Raw genomic sequence first — 19,269 nt, forward strand, 5'->3', positions numbered from 1 at the left:
CACAAGTCTCACCGCAGCATACCGGAGCGCATGCCATGCAGGATCGTAACTTTGACGATCTCGCGGATAAATTTTCGCAAAATATTTACGGCACCACTAAAGGGAAAATACGGCAGGCCATTCTTTGGGACGAGCTGGAGAAGATTCTGCCCGATCTGTCGTCACACCCGCTGTCGGTGCTGGACGCGGGCGGCGGTATTGGCCAGGTCTCCAGCGGGCTTGCGGCACAGGGCCATCAGGTTCTGCTGTGCGATCTCTCTGGTGAGATGCTACGCCGGGCAGAGGAAAATGCGGTGTCGCAGGGTGTGAGCCATAACATGCAATTCAGACAAATTAGCGCTCAGCAGGTGGGCGAACATTTGGATAAGCCGGTGGATCTGGTATTGTTCCACGCTGTGCTTGAATGGGTCGCTGAACCGGAGACGGTGCTGAAAGCGCTGTTCGATCTGCTGCGTCCAGGAGGCGTCATGTCGCTGATGTTTTACAATCTGCACGGCCTGACACTGCGCACCTTAACGCTGGGTAATTTCGGCTATCTGCGCACCAATCTGACCAAACGCAAAAAGCGAACGCTGTCGCCTGATTATCCGCGCGACCCTGAACAGGTTTATCGCTGGCTGGAGGCGTGTGGTTTTGTGATTGAACAGCGTGCCGGGATCCGGGTATTCAGTGATTACATGAAGCCGCCGAAGGGCGAACCAAAAAGCGACGATGAAATTATTGAGATGGAGCGGCGTTACTGCCGTCAGGAACCCTTTTTGAGCTTAGGGCGTTACATCCACGTGACCGCGCGTAAACCCGGGCAGAAGGACGAATTATGAGTGAATTTTCCCAGACGGTACCTGAACTGGTCTCCTGGGCGCGCAAAAATGACTTTTCCCTTGCGCTGCCAGTGGAACGTCTGGCCTTTTTGCTGGCTATCGCCACCCTTAATGGTGAGCGGATGGATGGCGAAATGAGTGAAGGCGATCTGATTGATGCATTCCGTCACGTCAGTAAAGCTTTCGAACAAACCCACGAAACCGTGTTGGTTCGCGCCAACAACGCCATCAATGACATGGTGCGACAGCGCCTGCTCAACCGCTTTACCAGCGAACTGACCGAAGGCAATGCTATCTATCGCCTGACGCCGCTGGCCATCGGCATCACTGACTATTACATCCGTCAGCGAGAATTTTCGACGCTGCGCCTGTCTATGCAGCTGTCGATTGTGGCCAATGAGCTTAAGCGAGCAGCCGATGCGGCGCAGGAAAACGGCGACGAGTTCCACTGGCATCGCAATGTTTTTGCGCCGCTGAAATATTCGGTGGCGGAGATCTTCGACAGCATTGATATGACCCAGCGTCTGATGGATGAACAGCAACAGGCGGTGAAAAACGATATTGCTGAACTGCTGAACAAAGACTGGCGCGCGGCTATCTCCAGCTGTGAAATGCTGCTTTCCGAAACGTCAGGGACGTTGCGTGAACTGCAGGATACGCTGGAAGCTGCGGGCGACAAACTTCAGGAAAACCTGCTGCGGATTCAGGATGCCACGCTGGACAGCCCGGACCTGGGCTTCGTCGATAAGCTGGTGTTTGATCTGCAAAGCAAACTCGACCGGATTACCAGCTGGGGCCAGCAGGCAATCGACCTGTGGATCGGCTATGACCGCCACGTCCATAAATTCATCCGTACCGCCATCGACATGGATAAGAACCGCGTCTTTGCGCAGCGCCTGCGGGTATCAGTGCAGAATTACTTCGACGCTCCCTGGGCGCTGACCTACGCCAACGCTGACCGTCTGTATGACATGCGTGATGAAGCGCTGACGCTGCGGAATGACGAAGTGATGGGCGAACTGCCGCCGGAGATGGAATACGAAGAGATCAACGAAATTCGCGAACAGCTGGCAGCGATGATTGAAGAAGCGCTGCAGGTCTATAAATCGCAACAAAAACCGCTCAACCTCGCGTCAGTGATGCGCGACTACCTGGCCCAGTATCCACGCGCCCGCCATTTCGATCTGGCACGCATTGTGGTGGATCAGGCGGTGCGCCTTGGCGTAGCAGAAGCTGATTTAGCCGGTTTGCCTGTGGAATGGCAAGCCATCAATGATTACGGAGCCAAGGTGCAGGCACATGTCATCGACAAATATTGAACAAGTGATGCCGGTTAAGCTGGCACAGGCACTGGCCAACCCGATTTTTCCCGCGCTGGATAGCCAGTTACGCGCCGGACGTCATATCGGTATCGAAGAGCTGGATAATCATGCGTTTCTGATGGACTACCAGTCGTTTCTCGAAGAGTTTTACAGCCGTTATCACGTTGAGTTGATTCGTGCGCCGGAAGGCTTTTTCTATCTGCGTCCGCGTTCAACAACGTTGATTCCGCGTTCCGTGCTCTCTGAGCTGGACATGATGGTCGGGAAGATTCTTTGCTATCTCTACCTCAGTCCGGAACGCCTTGCCAATGAAGGGATTTTTACCCAGCAGGAGCTCTACGACGAGCTGCTCTCGCTGGCGGACGAGAATCGCCTGCTGAAGCTGGTTAACCAGCGTTCAACCGGTTCGGATCTGGATCGCACCAAACTGCAGGAGAAAGTGCGCGCCTCTCTGAGCCGTCTGCGCCGTCTGGGTATGGTGTGGTTTTACGGTAACGACAGCAGCAAATTCCGCATCACTGAATCCGTGTTTCGCTTTGGTGCCGACGTGCGCAGCGGTGATGACGCCCGTGAAGCGCAGCTTCGCCTGATTCGTGATGGCGAAGCCATGCTACTGGAAAACGCGACAGCACCGGTCGACACCGACGAAGGTGACGGTCAGGAAGGCGACGCGAGTGAGAACGCAGAGGAAGAACAGGCATGATTGAGCGCGGAAAGTTTCGTTCGCTTACGCTGATCAACTGGAACGGTTTTTTTGCCCGTACTTTTGATCTCGATGAATTAGTGACCACGCTGTCAGGCGGAAACGGTGCGGGTAAGTCCACCACCATGGCGGCATTTGTGACCGCGCTGATCCCCGATTTAACATTGCTGCACTTCCGTAATACCACCGAAGCGGGCGCAACGTCGGGATCACGTGACAAAGGTCTGCACGGGAAGCTGCGGGCTGGCGTCTGTTACTCCATGCTGGATGTCGTGAATTCACGCCATCAGCGTGTGGTGGTCGGTGTCCGTCTGCAACAGGTCGCCGGACGCGATAAAAAGGTCGATATTAAACCTTTCAGTATCCATGGCCTGCCAACCGATACCAACCCGACCGATATGCTGACGGAAGTGCTTAACAGCCGTCAGGCACGCGTATTGCCGCTGAATGAGGTGAAAGAGCGGGTTGAGGCGCAGGAAGGCGTACAGTTCCGCGCTTATAACTCGATCACCGATTATCACGCCATGATGTTTGATCTGGGCGTGGTGCCGCGACGTCTGCGTTCTGCCAGCGATCGCAGCAAGTTTTATCGCCTGATTGAAGCCTCACTGTATGGCGGTATCTCCAGCGCCATCACCCGATCGCTGCGTGATTACCTGCTGCCTGAAAACAGCGGCGTGCGTAAAGCGTTTCAGGATATGGAAGCGGCGCTGCGCGAAAACCGCATGACGCTGGAGGCAATCCGCGTTACCCAGTCTGACCGCGATCTCTTTAAGCATCTGATCTCCGAGGCGACCAGCTACGTTTCGGCTGACTATATGCGCCACGCCAACGAGCGTCGGGGGCATCTCGACAGTGCGTTACAACTGCGCAGTGAGCTGTTCAGCAGTCGCAAGCAGCTCGCCACCGAGCAGTATCGTCATGTTGAGATGGCGCGCGAACTGGCTGAGCACAGTGGCGCAGAGAATGATCTCGAAGTCGATTATCAGGCCGCCAGCGATCATCTGAACCTGGTGCAGACGGCGATGCGTCAGCAGGAGAAGATTGAGCGTTACGATGCCGATATCGAAGATCTGACGTTGCGTCTGGAAGAGCAGACTGAAGTGGTCGCCGAAGCCCGTGAAATTCAGGAAGAGAATGAAGCGCGTGCCGAAGCCGCTGAGCTGGAAGTGGATGAGCTGAAAAGTCAGCTGGCCGATTTCCAGCAGGCACTCGACGTGCAGCAAACCCGCGCCATCCAGTATCAGCAGGCCTTGCAGGCGCTGGAACGCGCCCGTACGCTCTGCCAGCTGCCCGATTTGACCATCGACAATGCCGCTGAATGGCAGGAAAGTTTCCAGGCCAAAGAGGAAGAGGCGACAGAACGCCTGCTGCGTCTGGAGCAGAAGCTGAGCGTGGCGGAAGCGGCACACAGTCAGTTTGAACAGGCGCTGGCGCTGGTGACCAGCATTGCCGGTGATGTGTCCCGACAGGATGCCTGGCAAACCGGTCGCGAACTGCTGCGTGATGCCAGCAATCAGCGTCATCACGCTGAACAGCTCTCATCGCTGCGTCTGCGTCTCAATGAGCTGGAACAGCGCCTGCGCGAACAGCATGAGGCGGAGCGTCTGCTGGCCGAGTTCTGCAAGCGCCAGGGGCAGCATTACGAAGCCGATGCGCTGGCTGGCCTGCAGCAGGAACTGGAAGCACAGATTGAACAGCTGAACAGCAGCGTCTCGGACGCTGGTGAGCAGCGCATGATGATGCGTCAGGAGCTGGAACAGCTGCGTGAACGCATCACCAGCCTGACTGCCCGCGCGCCACACTGGCTGGCGGCGCAGGAGATTCTGACGCAGCTCAGCGAACAGACTGGCCAGGCGCTGAACAGCAGCCAGGACGTCACCGAATATATGCAGCAGCTGCTGGAGCGTGAGCGTGAGACCACCGTCGAGCGCGACGAAGTGGCCGCCCAAAAACGCGATATCGAGCAGCAGATTGAACGACTCAGCCAGCCAGGCGGAGCGGAAGATGCGCGGCTGACCCAGCTGGCGGAACGTTTTGGCGGCGTCTTACTGTCTGAAATTTATGATGATGTTACACTGGACGATGCGCCGTACTTCTCCGCACTCTATGGTCCGTCACGTCATGCGATCGTGGTGCCGGATCTGTCACGTGTTCGTGAGTTGCTGGACGGGCTCGAGGATTGCCCGGAAGATCTCTATCTGATCGAAGGTGATCCGCAGTCGTTCGATGACAGCGTCTTCAGCGTGGATGAGCTGCAGAATGCGGTGGTTGTGAAGGTAGCTGAGCGTCAGTGGCGCTACTCCCGCTTCCCGAAAATACCGCTGTTTGGCCGTGCTGCGCGTGAAAATCAGCTGGAGCTGCTGCATCTTGAACGTGACAGGCTGGCCGAACGCTACGCGACGCTGTCGTTTGACGTGCAGAAAACGCAACGTCTGCATCAGTCGTTCAGCCGTTTTATCGGCAGTCATCTGGCCGTGGCGTTTGACGCTGACCCGGAAGCGCAGATCCGTCAGCTGGGCGCACGCCGGGCTGAACTGGAACGGGCGCTGAATCAGCACGAGAGCAATAATCAGCAGCAGCGCCAGCAGTATGAGCTGGCGAAAGAGGGCGTGTCACAACTTAACCGACTGCTGCCACGCGTTAACCTGCTGCTGGATGATACGCTGGGCGATCGTTGCGAAGAGATTCGTGAGCAGGTCGATGCGGCGCAGGATGCGGCGCGCTTTCTGCATCAGCACGGCGCGAAACTGGCGAAACTTGAGCCAATTATCGCCGTGTTGCAGAGCGACCCGGAACAGCACGAGCAGCTGCAGGCGGATTATCAGCAGGCACAGCAGCAACAGCGTAATGCGCGTCAGCAGGCCTTTGCCCTGACCGAAGTGGTGCAGCGTCGCGCCCACTTCAGCTATGACGACTCAGCCAGCATGCTCAACGGCAACAATGACCTCAGCGATAAGCTGCGTCAGCGTCTGGAGCAGGCTGAAGGTGAACGTAGTCGCAGTCGTGATCGCCTGCGTGAACATCAGGCGCAGCTGACACAATACTCGCAGGTGCTCGCCTCGCTGAAAAGCGCCTATGACGCGAAACGCGACATGCTGAAAGAGCTGCAGCAGGAAATGCAGGACATTGGCGTCCAGGCTGACAGCAGTGCAGAAGCGCGCGCGCGCGTTCGCCGTGACGAACTGTACACAGCACTCAGCCACAACCGTGCCCGCCGCAATCAGCTGGAGAAACAACTCACTTTCTGCGAAGCGGAGATGGATAACCTGCAGAAGCGACTGCGTCAGCTGGAGCGTCAATATCATCTGGTGCGGGAGCAGGTGGTCAGCGCCAAAGCGGGCTGGTGTACCGTACTGCGTCTGGTGAAAGAGAATGGCGTTGAGCGTCGTCTGCATCGCCGTGAACTGGCCTACCTGAGCGGCGATGAACTGCGCTCGATGTCGGATAAAGCATTGGGTGCGCTGCGTCTGGCGGTAGCGGATAACGAACATCTGCGCGACGTGCTGCGGTTGTCGGAAGATCCAAAACGTCCGGAACGTAAGATTCAGTTCTTTATTGCGGTTTATCAGCATCTGCGTGAGCGTATCCGTCAGGATATTATTCGTACTGACGATCCGGTCGAAGCGATTGAACAGATGGAAATCGAACTGAACCGTCTGACCGAAGAGCTGACGGCACGTGAGCAGATGCTGGCGATCAGTTCGCGCAGTGCGGCCAATATCATCCGTAAAACAATCCAGCGCGAACAGAATCGCATCCGTCAGCTCAACCAGGGCTTGCAGACCGTCAGCTTTGGTCAGGTGCACAGCGTGCGGCTTAACGTGAATGTGCGTGAAACGCATGCCATGCTGCTGGACACACTGTCGGAGGAGCACGAGCAGCATCAGGATCTGTTTAACAGTAATCGCCTGACCTTCTCCGAAGCGCTGGCGAAGCTTTATCAGCGTCTTAATCCGCACATCGACATGGGGCAGCGTACGCCGCAGACCATCGGCGAGGAGCTGCTGGACTACCGCAACTATCTGGAGATGGAAGTGGAAGTTAACCGGGGTTCTGATGGCTGGCTGCGTGCAGAGAGCGGTGCGCTCTCAACCGGTGAAGCGATTGGTACCGGTATGTCCATTCTGGTGATGGTGGTGCAAAGCTGGGAAGAGGAGTCCCGTCGTCTGCGCGGCAAAGACATTTCGCCATGCCGACTGCTGTTCCTTGATGAAGCGGCCCGTCTGGATGCCCGCTCCATCGCCACGCTGTTTGAACTGTGTGAACGACTGGAGATGCAACTGGTGATTGCCGCGCCAGAGAACATCAGCCCTGAGAAAGGCACGACCTACAAACTGGTGCGTAAAGTGTTTAATAACACCGAGCATGTGCATGTGGTTGGCCTGCGTGGTTTTGCTGCGGATCCTTCGCCGGTGCGTGCGGGAAGCGAAGCCGATGCATTGCCCGATTTAACGGCTGAAAAATCACAGGCGGAAACGTAGTCAAAAACTGAACCATTCGTTAATCTGGTTACGGCATTTGTCGCATGAGGCAAATGCCGTTTTTGTTTGTATACTCACATGATGAGTCACAGCGCGGTCGCAGCGGATACAGGGAACGCTGCGAAGTTGAAAAATAAGGAGGCAGGGATGTTGCGGGTAAAAAAATTACATCATCATCGCGTTGTATCATTGCTGGCGCTGGCGCTATCCGTTGTTCCATTTACGCTACCGCAGGCTGCTGTCATCGCCGCTTTGCCTGGAACTAGCCAGGCGGCCATCTCCGTATCCGACAGTCAGCAGCGCATTCGGCAGGCGTTCTCCAGCGCCGACCAGCCATTTTATCTGGGACCGCTGGCAACGCTTTATGCATCCCGTCATATGCAACCGCTCTGGCAGGATCCTCAGGCGGTGCAAAAATTTCAGCAGCAGCTGGCAGAAGTGGCGCTGTCTGGCGTTCAGCCGCAGTTCACGCGCTGGATTGAGCGTCTGACCAACCCCGCCATTACCGGCTTTGCCCGGGATGTTGCGTTGTCTGATGCGATGCTGGGTTATCTGCAATTTGTGTCGAATGTGCCGACGCAGGGTGAAACCTGGCTCTACAGCAATGTTCCTTACAGGCTGACCCAGCCCTCCGTGGCGGTGGTCAATCAGTGGCAGAATGCGGTCAATGCCGGTTCTGACAATGCATTTATTGCCTCCTTACAGCCGCAGCATCCACAGTATCAGCCCATGCATGCTGCGCTTATCACCCTGCTTAGCGATAAGCAGCCCTGGCCGCAGCTGAAAAGCAGTGAAACACTGCGTCCGGGCCAGGTCAGTGATGACGTTCCTGCGCTGCGTGAAATTTTGCAGCGCAGCGGCATGTTAACGGCGCAGGTTAATGCGCCGGCACCCAATGACGATGCGGTACCCGTTGCCGCCTCGCCGGTAACGCACAGCGATCAGCCTGTTGCAGTCAGTCCTTCTGCCGCGCCAGTCAGCAATCTGCTTACCCCATCACCACAATCACCGGGTAACGTACAGAGTCAGACGCTCGAAGGAAATACCGCCAATATTTATGATGAGACGCTGGTGGCGGCGGTGAAGCGTTTCCAGCAGTGGCAGGGACTGGATGGCGATGGGGCTATCGGTGCCAGAACCCGTCAGTGGCTTAACGTCTCTCCGCAGATGCGTGCGTCGTTACTCGCGCTGAACATTCAGCGTCTCCGCCTGCTGCCGGACGATATGCATAACGGCATCATGGTGAACATCGCCAACTACTCGCTGATTTACTACAACAATGGCAATAAGATCCTCTCATCACGCGTCATCGTCGGACGTCCGGACCGTAAAACGCCGTTGATGCGCAGCGCACTCAATAATGTGGTGCTGAATCCGCCGTGGAATGTACCAACAACACTGGTGCGAAAAGATATTATTCCAAAAGTGAAGCTGGATCCGACCTATCTTTATAAGCATGGTTATACCCTGCTGTCGGGCTGGAGTGCTGATGCTGAAGTGATTGATCCCAGCATGATCGACTGGCGTATGGTCACCGCCTCATCATTCCCTTATCGCCTGATTCAGGCACCGGGGGAGGCGAATGCGCTGGGCCGTTATAAATTTAATATGCCAAGCTCAGATGCGATCTACCTGCATGACACGCCAAACCATAATCTGTTCCAGCGTGATATCCGCGCGCTCAGCTCCGGCTGTGTCCGGGTGAATAAAGCATCTGAACTGGCGGGATTATTACTGCAGGACGCGGGCTGGAACGATGCGCGTATTTCCAGCACGTTAAAAGAGGGCGACACCCGCTATGTTCCGATTCGCCATCGCATTCCAGTGAATCTCTATTATCTTACGGCGTGGGTCGCTGATGATGGCATACCCCAGTTCCGCACAGATATTTACAATTATGATGACACCGCCCGTTCGGGCAGTCAGGCTCTCAGTCGGGCTGAGCAGTTACTGCTCTAGTGATTGATTTTAAATCGTTAGCAGCGTCCCGGTCATTTACACTAATATTTTCAAATGGCGATCCCTCCGGGGATCGCCTCACAAACCATGGGCAGATGGGTTGACGCTTCTCTGAGAGAAAGTTATGGTTCGGCCTGTGCGCTTTTTGCACATTTCTCGGGCTTCATTCTCAGGTAAATCGTTACATGTCTACTATTGATTCTTCTCGTCGCAAACTACTGCTGTGTGGTAGTGCCGCCGCCGGACTGGCTTTATTGCCTGCTTCCGCAAGGGCCTCGCTTTCTACGTCTCGTCCGCGTGTATTGATGCTTAATAATCTTCACACCGGTGAAACCCTTAAAACTGAGTTTTTTAATGGTAAGAGTTACGACAAGGATGAGTTGTCACGATTAAATCACTTTTTCCGGGACTATCGCGCCAATAAAGTGAAAAGCATCGATCCGCACCTGTTTGATCAGATTTTTCGCCTGCAGGCGCTGCTGGGTATGCGTAAACCGATTCAGCTGGTGTCCGGCTATCGCTCACTGGCAACCAACAACATGCTACGTGAGAGTGGTCCAGGTGTGGCAAAGCACAGCTATCACACCAAGGGTCAGGCGATGGATTTTCATATCGAAGGCGTTTCGCTCGCCAATGTACGCAAAGCGGCGTTATCTCTGCGCGCAGGTGGTGTAGGATATTATCCCCGCAGTAACTTTGTACATATTGATACCGGGCCGATCAGGCACTGGTAACGACACCGGCAACGCTGCGTGAGCCGGTCATGGAGCGTTATGAATTACCACATTATTCCTGTTACAGCGTTTGCCCAGAACTGCTCAGTGATCTGGTGCGACTCCACGCGCGAAGCCGCGCTGGTCGATCCCGGCGGCGATGCCGAACTTGTCAAACAAACGCTGGAACAACTCGGACTTAAACCTGCTCAGATTCTGCTGACGCATGGACATCTTGATCACGTCGGGGCTGCCGTTGAACTGGCTGCCTTCTGGCAGATTCCGATTATCGGCCCGCAAAAGCGCGATGCTTTCTGGCTGGAAGCGCTGCCTACCCAGAGCCGGATGTTCGGCCTGGACGAGTGCGCACCTTTTACCCCCGATCGCTGGCTGGAAGAGGGGGAGAGCGTTCAGGTCGGGTTGACCACGCTCGAAGTCCTGCACTGTCCGGGACATTCACCTGGCCACGTGGTCTTCTTTGACCGTCAGGGACGATTGCTGATTTCAGGCGACGTTATCTTTAATGGCGGGGTGGGACGCACAGACTTCCCGCAGGGCGATCATCAGCAGCTTATCAATGCTATCCGCACAAAATTACTGCCGCTGGGCGATGATGTGACGTTTCTGCCCGGTCACGGTCCGATTTCTACGCTGGGACATGAGCGCGTGAGTAACCCTTTTCTGCAGTAAAAATCAGCGATCTTTCCTGCAATAAAAAATGGGCCATCAGGCCCATTTTTGTTTCGTCGTCAGCGTTACAGCACCGCGACAATCGCTTCGCACAGTGCCGACATATTGTCTGGCGTCATGCCTGCCACATTCACCCGGCCTGAGTTAACGGCATAGACACCGAACTCTTCACGCAGGCGAATTACCTGGTCTTTGGTTAAGCCACTGAACGAGAACATACCGTTTTGCTTAATAATAAAGCTGAAGTCACGCTGAGCGCCTTTCTCTGCAAGGGTGTTCACAAACAGCTGACGCATGCGCTGAATGCGCTGGCGCATATCTGACAGCTCCTGCTCCCAGATGGTTCGCAGTGTATCGTTGCCCAGAATAGTGGCGACGATAGCGGCACCATGCGCCGGCGGATTGGAGTAGTTAGCGCGGATGGTGTATTTCACCTGACTGAACGCCGTATCTGCCACGCTGGCTTCAGCCGCCACCACGGTGATGGCACCGACACGCTCGTTATACAGACCAAAGTTCTTGGAGTAGGAGCTGGCGACGATCAGTTCCTGATGCGAGGCGGCAAAAATGCGCAGGCCTTCTGCATCTTCATCCAGACCACGGGCAAAGCCCTGGTAGGCGAAGTCAAACAACGGCAGCCACCCATTGGCCTGTGACAATTCCGCCAGCTGTTGCCACTGCTCAGCGGTTGGGTCAATACCGGTCGGGTTATGGCAGCAGCCGTGGAACAGCACCACATCACCTGGCTGAACCTGCTGCAGCGACGTCAGCATGCCTTCAAAATCCAGCGTATGGTTTGCCGCGTCATAATAGTGGTATTCACAGACTTCAAGACCGGCCGCATTAAACACGTTGTTGTGGTTAGGCCAGCTCGGATTGCTGATCCAGACCCGCTTCACGGAGGTCTGCGTCGCGAGGAAATCTGCTGCCACACGTAACGCACCAGTGCCACCTGGCGTCTGCGCCGTACGGGCGCGGCCTGCCGTGATCAGCGGGCTTTGATTACCGAACAGCAGGACCTGTGTGCAGCGGGCGAAATCAGCCAGGCCATCAATGCTCAGATAGTTTTTGGTGGTTTCGTTTTCCAGCAGGTATTGCTCAGCTTTTTTAACACTGGTCAGCACCGGGGTCTTGCCGGTTTCGTCTTTGTAGACGCCGATACCCAGATTGATTTTTTCAGGGCGGTCATCAGCACGAAACAGATCGGCCAGCCCAAGAATAGGATCGGCGGGTGCAGCAGAGATCGATTCAAACATGTGTCAGGTCCATTAGCGTGAACGTTAGCGGAAAGAGCTGTCAGGTTAACGTCCGGCCAGGGAAATGCCAACCGTTTGCGAGACAAAATCATCAATTTTACCGTGTTCATTTCACGACGAGGAGAAGCTGAATTTCAGGCGAAGTAAAAAGCGGAGTGTCGGGCAGATTTCAGGAATGACAGCCATAAAAAAACGGGGCCGAGGCCCCGTTTTTTAACGCGTCTGAAGCAGGATTAGAACTGGTAAACCAGGCCTACTGCTACAGTGTCATCGGTGTTCAGACCCAGCGCGTTATTGTCATCCAGCTGGTTGATCTGATAATCCACGTAGGTAGACATGTTTTTGTTGAAGTAGTAAGTCGCGCCAACGTCGATGTATTTAATCAGGTCAGCATCGCCAACGCCTTCGATATCCTTGCCTTTAGACTGAACATAAGCAATGGATGGGCGCAGACCGAAGTCGAACTGATACTGTGCAACCAGTTCAATGTTCTGTGCTTTGTTAGCAGAAGCAGCGCTGGTGGTGTTGTTCAGACCAGTCACAACAGAGATTGGTGTAGAGTTACGGGTTTCACCGTACATCGCTGCCAGGTAAACATTATTTGCATCATATTTCAGAGCAGTTGCCCAGTTTTCAGCACGTTTGCCCTGGCCAACAACATTACCATTGATATCGGTAGTGCCGTCTGCCTGAGAGTTTGTGCGATCGCTGCTGCTGTATGCGCCAACAACACCAACACCGATTGGTGAGGTATAGCTGGTTGATGCGCCCCAGCCGTCGCCGTTAGCACGACGCGTGTCGGTACGCTCGTTTTTACCCTGATACTGAAATGCGAAGTCCCAGCCATCTACCAGACCAAAGAAGTTGGTGTTGCGGTAGGTCAGCAGGCCGGTGCTACGACCGTTCATGAAGTTATCTGAGTATCCTGAGTCGCCACCGAACTCTGGCAGCATATCGGTCCAGCCGATTGCATCATAAACCACACCGTAGTTACGGCCGTAGTCGATTGAGCCAGCGTCGCCGAATTTCAGACCGGCAAAGCCCAGACGGGTTTTGTTGCCGTTTTGTGCGTCAGAACCTTCAGAGTTATTCGCCTGAATGTTGTATTCCCACTGGCCGTAACCGGTCAGCTGGTCATTAATCTGGGTTTCGCCTTTAAAGCCGAAACGAACGTAAGATTTGTCGCCGTTGTTGCCGTCGCCATCTGAGCCATCGTTATCAGAAAAATAATGCAGGCCAACAGCTTTACCGTACAGGTCCAGTTTGTTGCCGTCTTTGTTATAGATTTCTGCAGCATTTGCTGCGCTGGCGGCTAACAGAGCAGGGATAACCACTGCAAGAATATTGCGCTTCATCATTATTCATTACCCTCATTGGAGTTATTTGTACACCTGCCACTGCCGTCAGGAAATCTTTACAGAACCCTTAACGAAGTTTGGTGTCTTCCTGTGTCTGCACGCATCTTTCCATCCCACCCGCCGTAATTCTAGCGCTTAAATGCTACTAAACTCGTAATCTTGTTTCAGCAGGAAAATATGTATTACAAAATGTAAAAAACACGGAACTTTGTGAGTGAACTCAAAATTTACAAAAATAAAAAAAGGCCGGCAGTGCCGACCTCGTTATATATATGAATTTCTTATATTTAATGCCGAAATCAGAAACTCGCGTTGCGTGGCGTGCGCGGGAAGGGGATAACATCCCTTACATTTTGTACGCCAGTGACATAGGCGATTAAACGTTCAAAGCCCAAACCAAATCCAGAATGTGGCACGGTACCGTAGCGACGCAGATCACGATACCACCAGTAATCTTCTTTATTCAGACCCATCTCTTCGAGTCGTGCATCCAGCACATCCAGACGCTCTTCACGCTGTGAACCACCGATGATCTCACCAATGCCAGGCGCCAGGACATCCATTGCCGCCACGGTTTTGCCATCGTCGTTCAGACGCATATAGAACGCTTTAATGTCTTTCGGATAGTTTTTCACCACCACTGGCGCTTTAAAATGTTTCTCTGCCAGGTAACGCTCATGCTCAGAAGAGAGGTCGATTCCCCAGGAAACCGGGTTTTCGAAGGTCTGACCGCAATTCATCAGGATTTCAACCGCGTCGGTGTAGTCGACCTGGGCAAAATCAGTGGTAATGAAACGCTGGAGGCGTTCTACAGCTTCTTTATCGACGCGCTCAGCGAAGAAGGCCATGTCATCGGCGCGCTCTTCCAGCACCGCATTGAACACATACTTCAGCATTGACTCGGCCAGTGCGGCGGCATCATCCAGTGTCGCAAACGCAATTTCCGGCTCCAGCATCCAGAATTCTGCCAGATGACGGCTGGTGTTGGAGTTCTCTGCGCGAAACGTCGGGCCAAAGGTGTAGATCTTCGACAGGGCGCTGGCATAGGTTTCACCGTTCAGCTGACCGGAAACGGTCAGGAAAGCTTCTTTGCCAAAGAAATCTTCGCTGAAATCGACTTTGCCCTGATCGTTGCGCGGCAGGTTTTCCATATCCAGCGTAGAGACACGGAACATTTCACCTGCACCTTCGGTGTCGGAGGCGGTAATCAGCGGGGTGGAGACCCAGAAATAGCCATTTTCATGGAAGAAGCGATGCAGTGCCTGCGCCAGGGTATGGCGAACGCGGGCCACTGCACCAATCAGGTTGGTGCGTGGACGCAGGTGCGCCACTTCACGCAGATACTCAATGCTGTGACGTTTCGCCGCCATCGGATAGCTGTCCGGATCTTCCACCCAGCCCACCACTTCCAGGCTGGTTGCCTGAATCTCAAACGCCTGGCCCTGACCCGGCGATGCCACCACTTTACCGGTGACGATAACGGAACAGCCGGTGGTCAGACGCAGCACTTCATCCTGATAATTATTCAGAGAATTATTGACGACAGCCTGAACGGGATTAAAGCAGGAGCCGTCATAGACAGCGATGAAGGAAAGACCGGCTTTGGAATCTCTTCGGGTACGCACCCAACCACGTACGGTGACTTCACTGTCAACCGCGACGCGACCGTGCAGTACGTCCGCTACAGGCACTACGCTCATAAATATCTCTCTATATAGAAGAAGTGAGTTAAAAGTTGCCCCATCCGGGGTTTTGCTATGTTACTTGCGAGTCTTCAGGAAACAAGCAAAATTCAGGGGGAATGCAGATTTATTACAGCAGAGGCGGGGCGCATCAACGCCCCGATAAGAAGAGGATTAACTCGCTTTTTTCACCAGCGGCAAATCAAAGGCTTTTCGCAGGGCTTTTACAAAGGCTTTATCCTGACAGATAGTTTTGCCGGGGCTGTCTGAGAGTTTTGCCACCGGTTTACCATTGCACTGCACCAGCTTGATAACGATATTCAGTGGCGTTACGCCCGGAATGTCGCAGGTCAGGCGGGTACCGATACCGAACACGACATTCGTCCGCTGGCCAAAGTGGCGGTATAACGCCAGGGCTTTGTCGAGGTTTAAGTTGTCAGAAAAGACCAGGTGTTTGCTTTGCGGATCGATACCCAGGCTCTGATAGTGGGCAAGGGCTTTCTCGCCCCATTCAACCGGATCGCCGGAGTCATGGCGCAGTCCCTGATAGCGACGGGCAAACAACGGACCGAAATCGCGCAGGAAGGCGTCCATGGCAATACAATCGGTCAGCGCAATGCCCAGTTGATCGTCATACTCATCGAGCCACGCCTGCAGCGCCGCGCGCTGGCTATTAGCAAGGACCGGGCTGATCTGCTGGAAGGCCTGGAACCACTCATGTGCCTGCGTCCCGACCGGCGTCAGTGACAGACGGCGCGCCAGATCATAGTTACTGGTGCCAATCAGCCACGGGAAATCCTGTTTCAGCGTTGAGACGATCGACTGCTGCACATCCTGCGAGTAGCGACGACGGGTGCCGAAATCCATCAGGCGGAAGCGTGACATATCCAGATCAGCTACCTGCGTCTTAAAGTCGCCGAGTTTCTGGTGTAAATGGTCAATTGCCTGCTGGGTGGTGACCTGCGGTGTGCGATGACGATGCACAATCTCGCTGATTAGCGCCAGCAGCGGCACCTCCCACATAATGACTTCCCGCCACGGCCCCTGAATACGGATATCCAGTTTGCCATGGTGATTGCGCACCTCAACCTGATCCGGGTTATAGCGGAACTGGCGTAACCAGCTGAGGTAATCCTGCTGGAAGAAGGGGAGGTGAGACAGCCAGGTCGCTTCATCATCAGTCAGCGCCAGGTGTTGCATAGCGGTTATCGCGTCACGAATTTCGTCAGCGTAGAGACCCAGCAGTTCGTCGCCGCGGCAGCGAAACTCCGCCGCCACCGTTACGTCATGATAGCGGTGGAAAACGGCCTGCTGCATATGGAGCTTATAGGCGTCCGTATCCAGCAGCGAGGTCAGTATCGGGGAAGCATGTCCTGTCATGGCGCGTTTCAGCATCCTGTTCGGTGGCGCAGAGCCCGGTGTTGTACACAGTCATAAAGACGCGAAAGTATAATTCACTATCTGAACCCGATCACAGCATATTTCAGTCGGGTGGGTCGAGGCCAATCTGTGCCTTTGTTAACAAACTGTAGCCATTTCACCTTTTAGGTGCATTGTGCGTGGCAAGCTTGTAGTAACAAGCTTAGACTTTGCCGGTAAACTTATAACAACGCGAGACGCAATATGACGCAACAGCCCCAAATCAAGTATCGCCACGATTATCGTGCGCCTGATTACACCATCACCGATATCGATTTAACCTTTGAACTGGATGCGTCCACCACCCGTGTTACGGCCATCAGCCAGGTTAAACGACTGGGCGACAGCCAGGCTGAGCTGCGACTGGACGGCGAAGCGTTAACGCTGATTGCGCTGGAGATCGACGGGCAACCCTGGACGGCTTACCGTGAAGAAGAGGGCGCACTGGTGATCGGCCAGCTGCCGGAAAGCTTCACCCTGAAAATCATCAATGATATTCATCCGGATCAGAACACCGCGCTGGAAGGGTTGTACAAATCGGGCGAGGCGCTCTGCACCCAATGTGAAGCTGAAGGCTTCCGCCATATTACCTGGTACCTCGATCGACCGGATGTGCTGGCGCGCTTTACCACCACCATTTATGCCGACGGTGAACGCTATCCATTCCTGCTCTCCAACGGTAACCGCATTGACAGCGGCCGGGATGAGCAGGGCCGCAGCTGGGTGAAGTGGGAAGATCCGTTCCCGAAACCGTGTTACCTGTTTGCGCTGGTGGCAGGCGATTTCGACGTGTTGCGTGACAGTTTTACCACCCGTTCAGGCCGTGATGTGGCGCTGGAGATCTTCGTCGATCGCGGTAATCTCGACCGTGCCGACTGGGCGATGACCTCGCTGAAAAACAGCATGAAGTGGGATGAAGAGCGTTTCGGCCTGGAGTATGACCTCGACATCTTTATGATCGTGGCGGTGGACTTCTTCAATATGGGCGCAATGGAGAATAAAGGCCTGAACGTCTTCAACGCCAAATATGTACTGGCGAAAGCGGAAACGGCGACCGACAAAGATTATCTGGGTATTGAAGCCGTTATCGGCCACGAATATTTCCACAACTGGACGGGCAACCGCGTGACCTGCCGCGACTGGTTCCAGCTCAGCCTGAAAGAGGGACTGACCGTGTTCCGCGATCAGGAGTTCAGCTCTGATCTGGGTTCACGTGCCGTGAACCGCATCGATAATGTGCGTATCGTGCGTGGGGCGCAGTTCGCCGAAGATGCCAGCCCAATGGCACACCCGATCCGTCCGGATCAGGTTATTGAGATGAACAACTTCTACACCCTGACGGTGTATGAGAAAGGGTCAGAAGTGATCCGTATGATGCATACCCTGCTGGGTGAAGAGAATTTCCAGAAAGGCATGAAGCTCTACTTTGATCGTCATGACGGCAGCGCCGCCACCTGTGATGATTTTGTGCAGGCGATGGAAGATGCCTCAAACGTCGATCTGTCGCAGTTCCGCCGCTGGTACAGCCAGTCCGGTACGCCGGTACTGACGGTGCGCGACGATTACAATCCGGAACTGGAGCAGTACACGCTACACGTCACGCAGCACACGCCAGCGACCGCCGATCAGAAAGAGAAGCTGCCCCTGCATATCCCGCTGGATATTGAACTCTATGACGGTGAAGGCAAGGTGATCCCGCTACAGAACAACGGCCATCCGATGCACCATGTGCTGAATGTCACCGAAGAGTTCCAGACCTTTATTTTCGATAACGTCTACTTCCAGCCGGTGCCGTCACTGCTGCGCGAATTCTCTGCGCCAGTGAAACTCGATTATAAATGGAGTGATGCGCAGCTCACCTTCCTGATGCGCCATGCCCGCAACGACTTCTCCCGCTGGGATGCGGCGCAGAGCCTGCTGGCGACCTACATCCGTCTGAACGTTGCACGCTATCAGCAGGGTCAGCATCTGTCGCTGCCGCTGCATGTCGCCGACGCCTTCCGTGCAGTATTACTGGATACCGACTGCGATCCGGCCCTGACGGCGCTGATCCTGACCCTGCCGTCGGAAAATGAGATTGCCGAGCTGTTCGATACCATCGATCCGCAGGCGATTGCGCTGGTGCGTGACGCTCTGCAACGCACGCTGGCCCGCGAACTGGCCGATGAGTTTTTTGCCATCTACAACGCCAATCAGCAGCCTGAATACCGCGTGGAGCATGATGCGATTGGTCAGCGCAGCCTGAAAAATACCTGCCTGACCTATCTTGCCTTTAGCGATGCGCAGTTGGCAGACAAGCTGGTACAGACGCAGTACCACCAGGCGACCAACATGACGGATGCGCTGGCGGCGCTTTCCGCGGCTGTGGCGGCTCAGTTGCCGTGCCGTGATGCGCTGCTGGCGGCCTACGATGAGCGCTGGCATCAGGATGGTCTGGTGATGGACAAATGGTTTGTTCTGCAGGCCACCAGTCCGGCTGCCAACGTGATGCGTAATGTGCGTCAGCTTCTGACTCATCGCTCCTTTACCATGAGTAACCCGAACCGCGTTCGCTCGCTGGTGGGGGCCTTTGCCTCGGCTAACCCGGCCGCGTTCCATGCGAAAGATGGCAGCGGTTATAAGTTCCTGGTGGAGATGCTTACCGACCTGAACACCCGTAATCCGCAGGTCGCGGCGCGAATGGTAGAACCGCTGATTCGTCTGAAACGTTATGACGAAGACCGTCAGGCGATGATGCGCCAGGCGCTTGAGCAGTTGCTGCAGCTGGATAAGCTCTCTGGTGATCTTTACGAGAAAATTACCCGGGCACTGAACGCCTGATGACCCGTCCTGGCATAGGTTGACACGCTATGCTGTTAAAAC

The 19,269-nt window shown here is 54.8% G+C and carries 12 protein-coding genes; 8 read left to right on the forward strand and 4 right to left on the reverse strand.

Features of this window, described 5'->3' with window-relative positions:
• Positions 1-35 precede the first annotated feature (35 nt).
• The 7 genes from cmoM to H7K52_RS14270 all read left to right on the forward strand — a co-directional run bounded on the left by cmoM (position 36) and on the right by H7K52_RS14270 (position 10,692).
• Positions 36-821, forward strand: a complete 786-nt coding sequence (gene cmoM, locus H7K52_RS14240) for a tRNA uridine 5-oxyacetic acid(34) methyltransferase CmoM (protein ID WP_008925851.1) — start codon at positions 36-38, stop codon at positions 819-821.
• Complete coding sequence (gene mukF, locus H7K52_RS14245; protein ID WP_003849384.1) at positions 818-2,140, forward strand: chromosome partition protein MukF; 1,323 nt, start codon at positions 818-820, stop codon at positions 2,138-2,140. The genes cmoM and mukF overlap by 4 nt, the downstream gene beginning before the upstream one ends.
• Positions 2,121-2,846, forward strand: a complete 726-nt coding sequence (gene mukE / locus H7K52_RS14250) for a chromosome partition protein MukE (RefSeq protein WP_008925852.1) — start codon at positions 2,121-2,123, stop codon at positions 2,844-2,846. The genes mukF and mukE overlap by 20 nt, the downstream gene beginning before the upstream one ends.
• The gene (mukB, locus tag H7K52_RS14255; RefSeq protein WP_008925853.1) at positions 2,843-7,330 is read left to right on the forward strand and encodes a chromosome partition protein MukB; all 4,488 of its coding nucleotides are present in this window, start codon (positions 2,843-2,845) and stop codon (positions 7,328-7,330) included. The genes mukE and mukB overlap by 4 nt, the downstream gene beginning before the upstream one ends.
• A gap of 147 nt (positions 7,331-7,477) precedes the next feature.
• Positions 7,478-9,289 (forward strand): L,D-transpeptidase, encoded by a 1,812-nt coding sequence (gene ldtD / locus H7K52_RS14260; protein ID WP_182630159.1) that lies wholly within the window; start codon positions 7,478-7,480, stop codon positions 9,287-9,289.
• A 185-nt stretch (positions 9,290-9,474) separates the two neighbouring features.
• Entirely contained in the window at positions 9,475-10,023 is a 549-nt protein-coding gene (mepK, locus tag H7K52_RS14265; protein ID WP_003849393.1) for a peptidoglycan L,D-endopeptidase MepK, read from the forward strand.
• Between the two features lie 39 nt (positions 10,024-10,062).
• Complete coding sequence (locus H7K52_RS14270; RefSeq protein ID WP_110411571.1) at positions 10,063-10,692, forward strand: MBL fold metallo-hydrolase; 630 nt, start codon at positions 10,063-10,065, stop codon at positions 10,690-10,692.
• 65 nt (positions 10,693-10,757) lie between these two features.
• On the opposite strand, the gene H7K52_RS14275 is transcribed toward H7K52_RS14270, so the two are convergent.
• The 4 genes from H7K52_RS14275 to pncB all read right to left on the reverse strand — a co-directional run bounded on the left by H7K52_RS14275 (position 10,758) and on the right by pncB (position 16,368).
• Positions 10,758-11,948: an amino acid aminotransferase gene (locus H7K52_RS14275; RefSeq protein ID WP_008925855.1), complete on the reverse strand. Its 1,191-nt coding sequence runs from the start codon at positions 11,946-11,948 to the stop codon at positions 10,758-10,760.
• Positions 11,949-12,181: 233 nt separating this feature from the next.
• The gene (gene ompF / locus H7K52_RS14280; RefSeq protein ID WP_310736402.1) at positions 12,182-13,306 is read right to left on the reverse strand and encodes a porin OmpF; all 1,125 of its coding nucleotides are present in this window, start codon (positions 13,304-13,306) and stop codon (positions 12,182-12,184) included.
• Between the two features lie 299 nt (positions 13,307-13,605).
• Positions 13,606-15,006, reverse strand: coding sequence for an asparagine--tRNA ligase (gene asnS / locus H7K52_RS14285; RefSeq protein ID WP_008925857.1), 1,401 nt, complete (start codon positions 15,004-15,006; stop codon positions 13,606-13,608).
• A 156-nt stretch (positions 15,007-15,162) separates the two neighbouring features.
• The gene (pncB, locus tag H7K52_RS14290) at positions 15,163-16,368 is read right to left on the reverse strand and encodes a nicotinate phosphoribosyltransferase (protein ID WP_008925858.1); all 1,206 of its coding nucleotides are present in this window, start codon (positions 16,366-16,368) and stop codon (positions 15,163-15,165) included.
• A gap of 243 nt (positions 16,369-16,611) precedes the next feature.
• Between pncB and pepN the strand changes: the two genes are divergently transcribed.
• A complete protein-coding gene (pepN, locus tag H7K52_RS14295) occupies positions 16,612-19,227 on the forward strand; it encodes an aminopeptidase N (protein ID WP_182630160.1) in 2,616 nt (871 codons plus the stop codon).
• Positions 19,228-19,269 lie beyond the last annotated feature (42 nt).

Source organism: Pantoea hericii (assembly GCF_014155795.1).
GTDB classification, from domain to species: Bacteria; Pseudomonadota; Gammaproteobacteria; order Enterobacterales; family Enterobacteriaceae; genus Pantoea; species Pantoea eucalypti.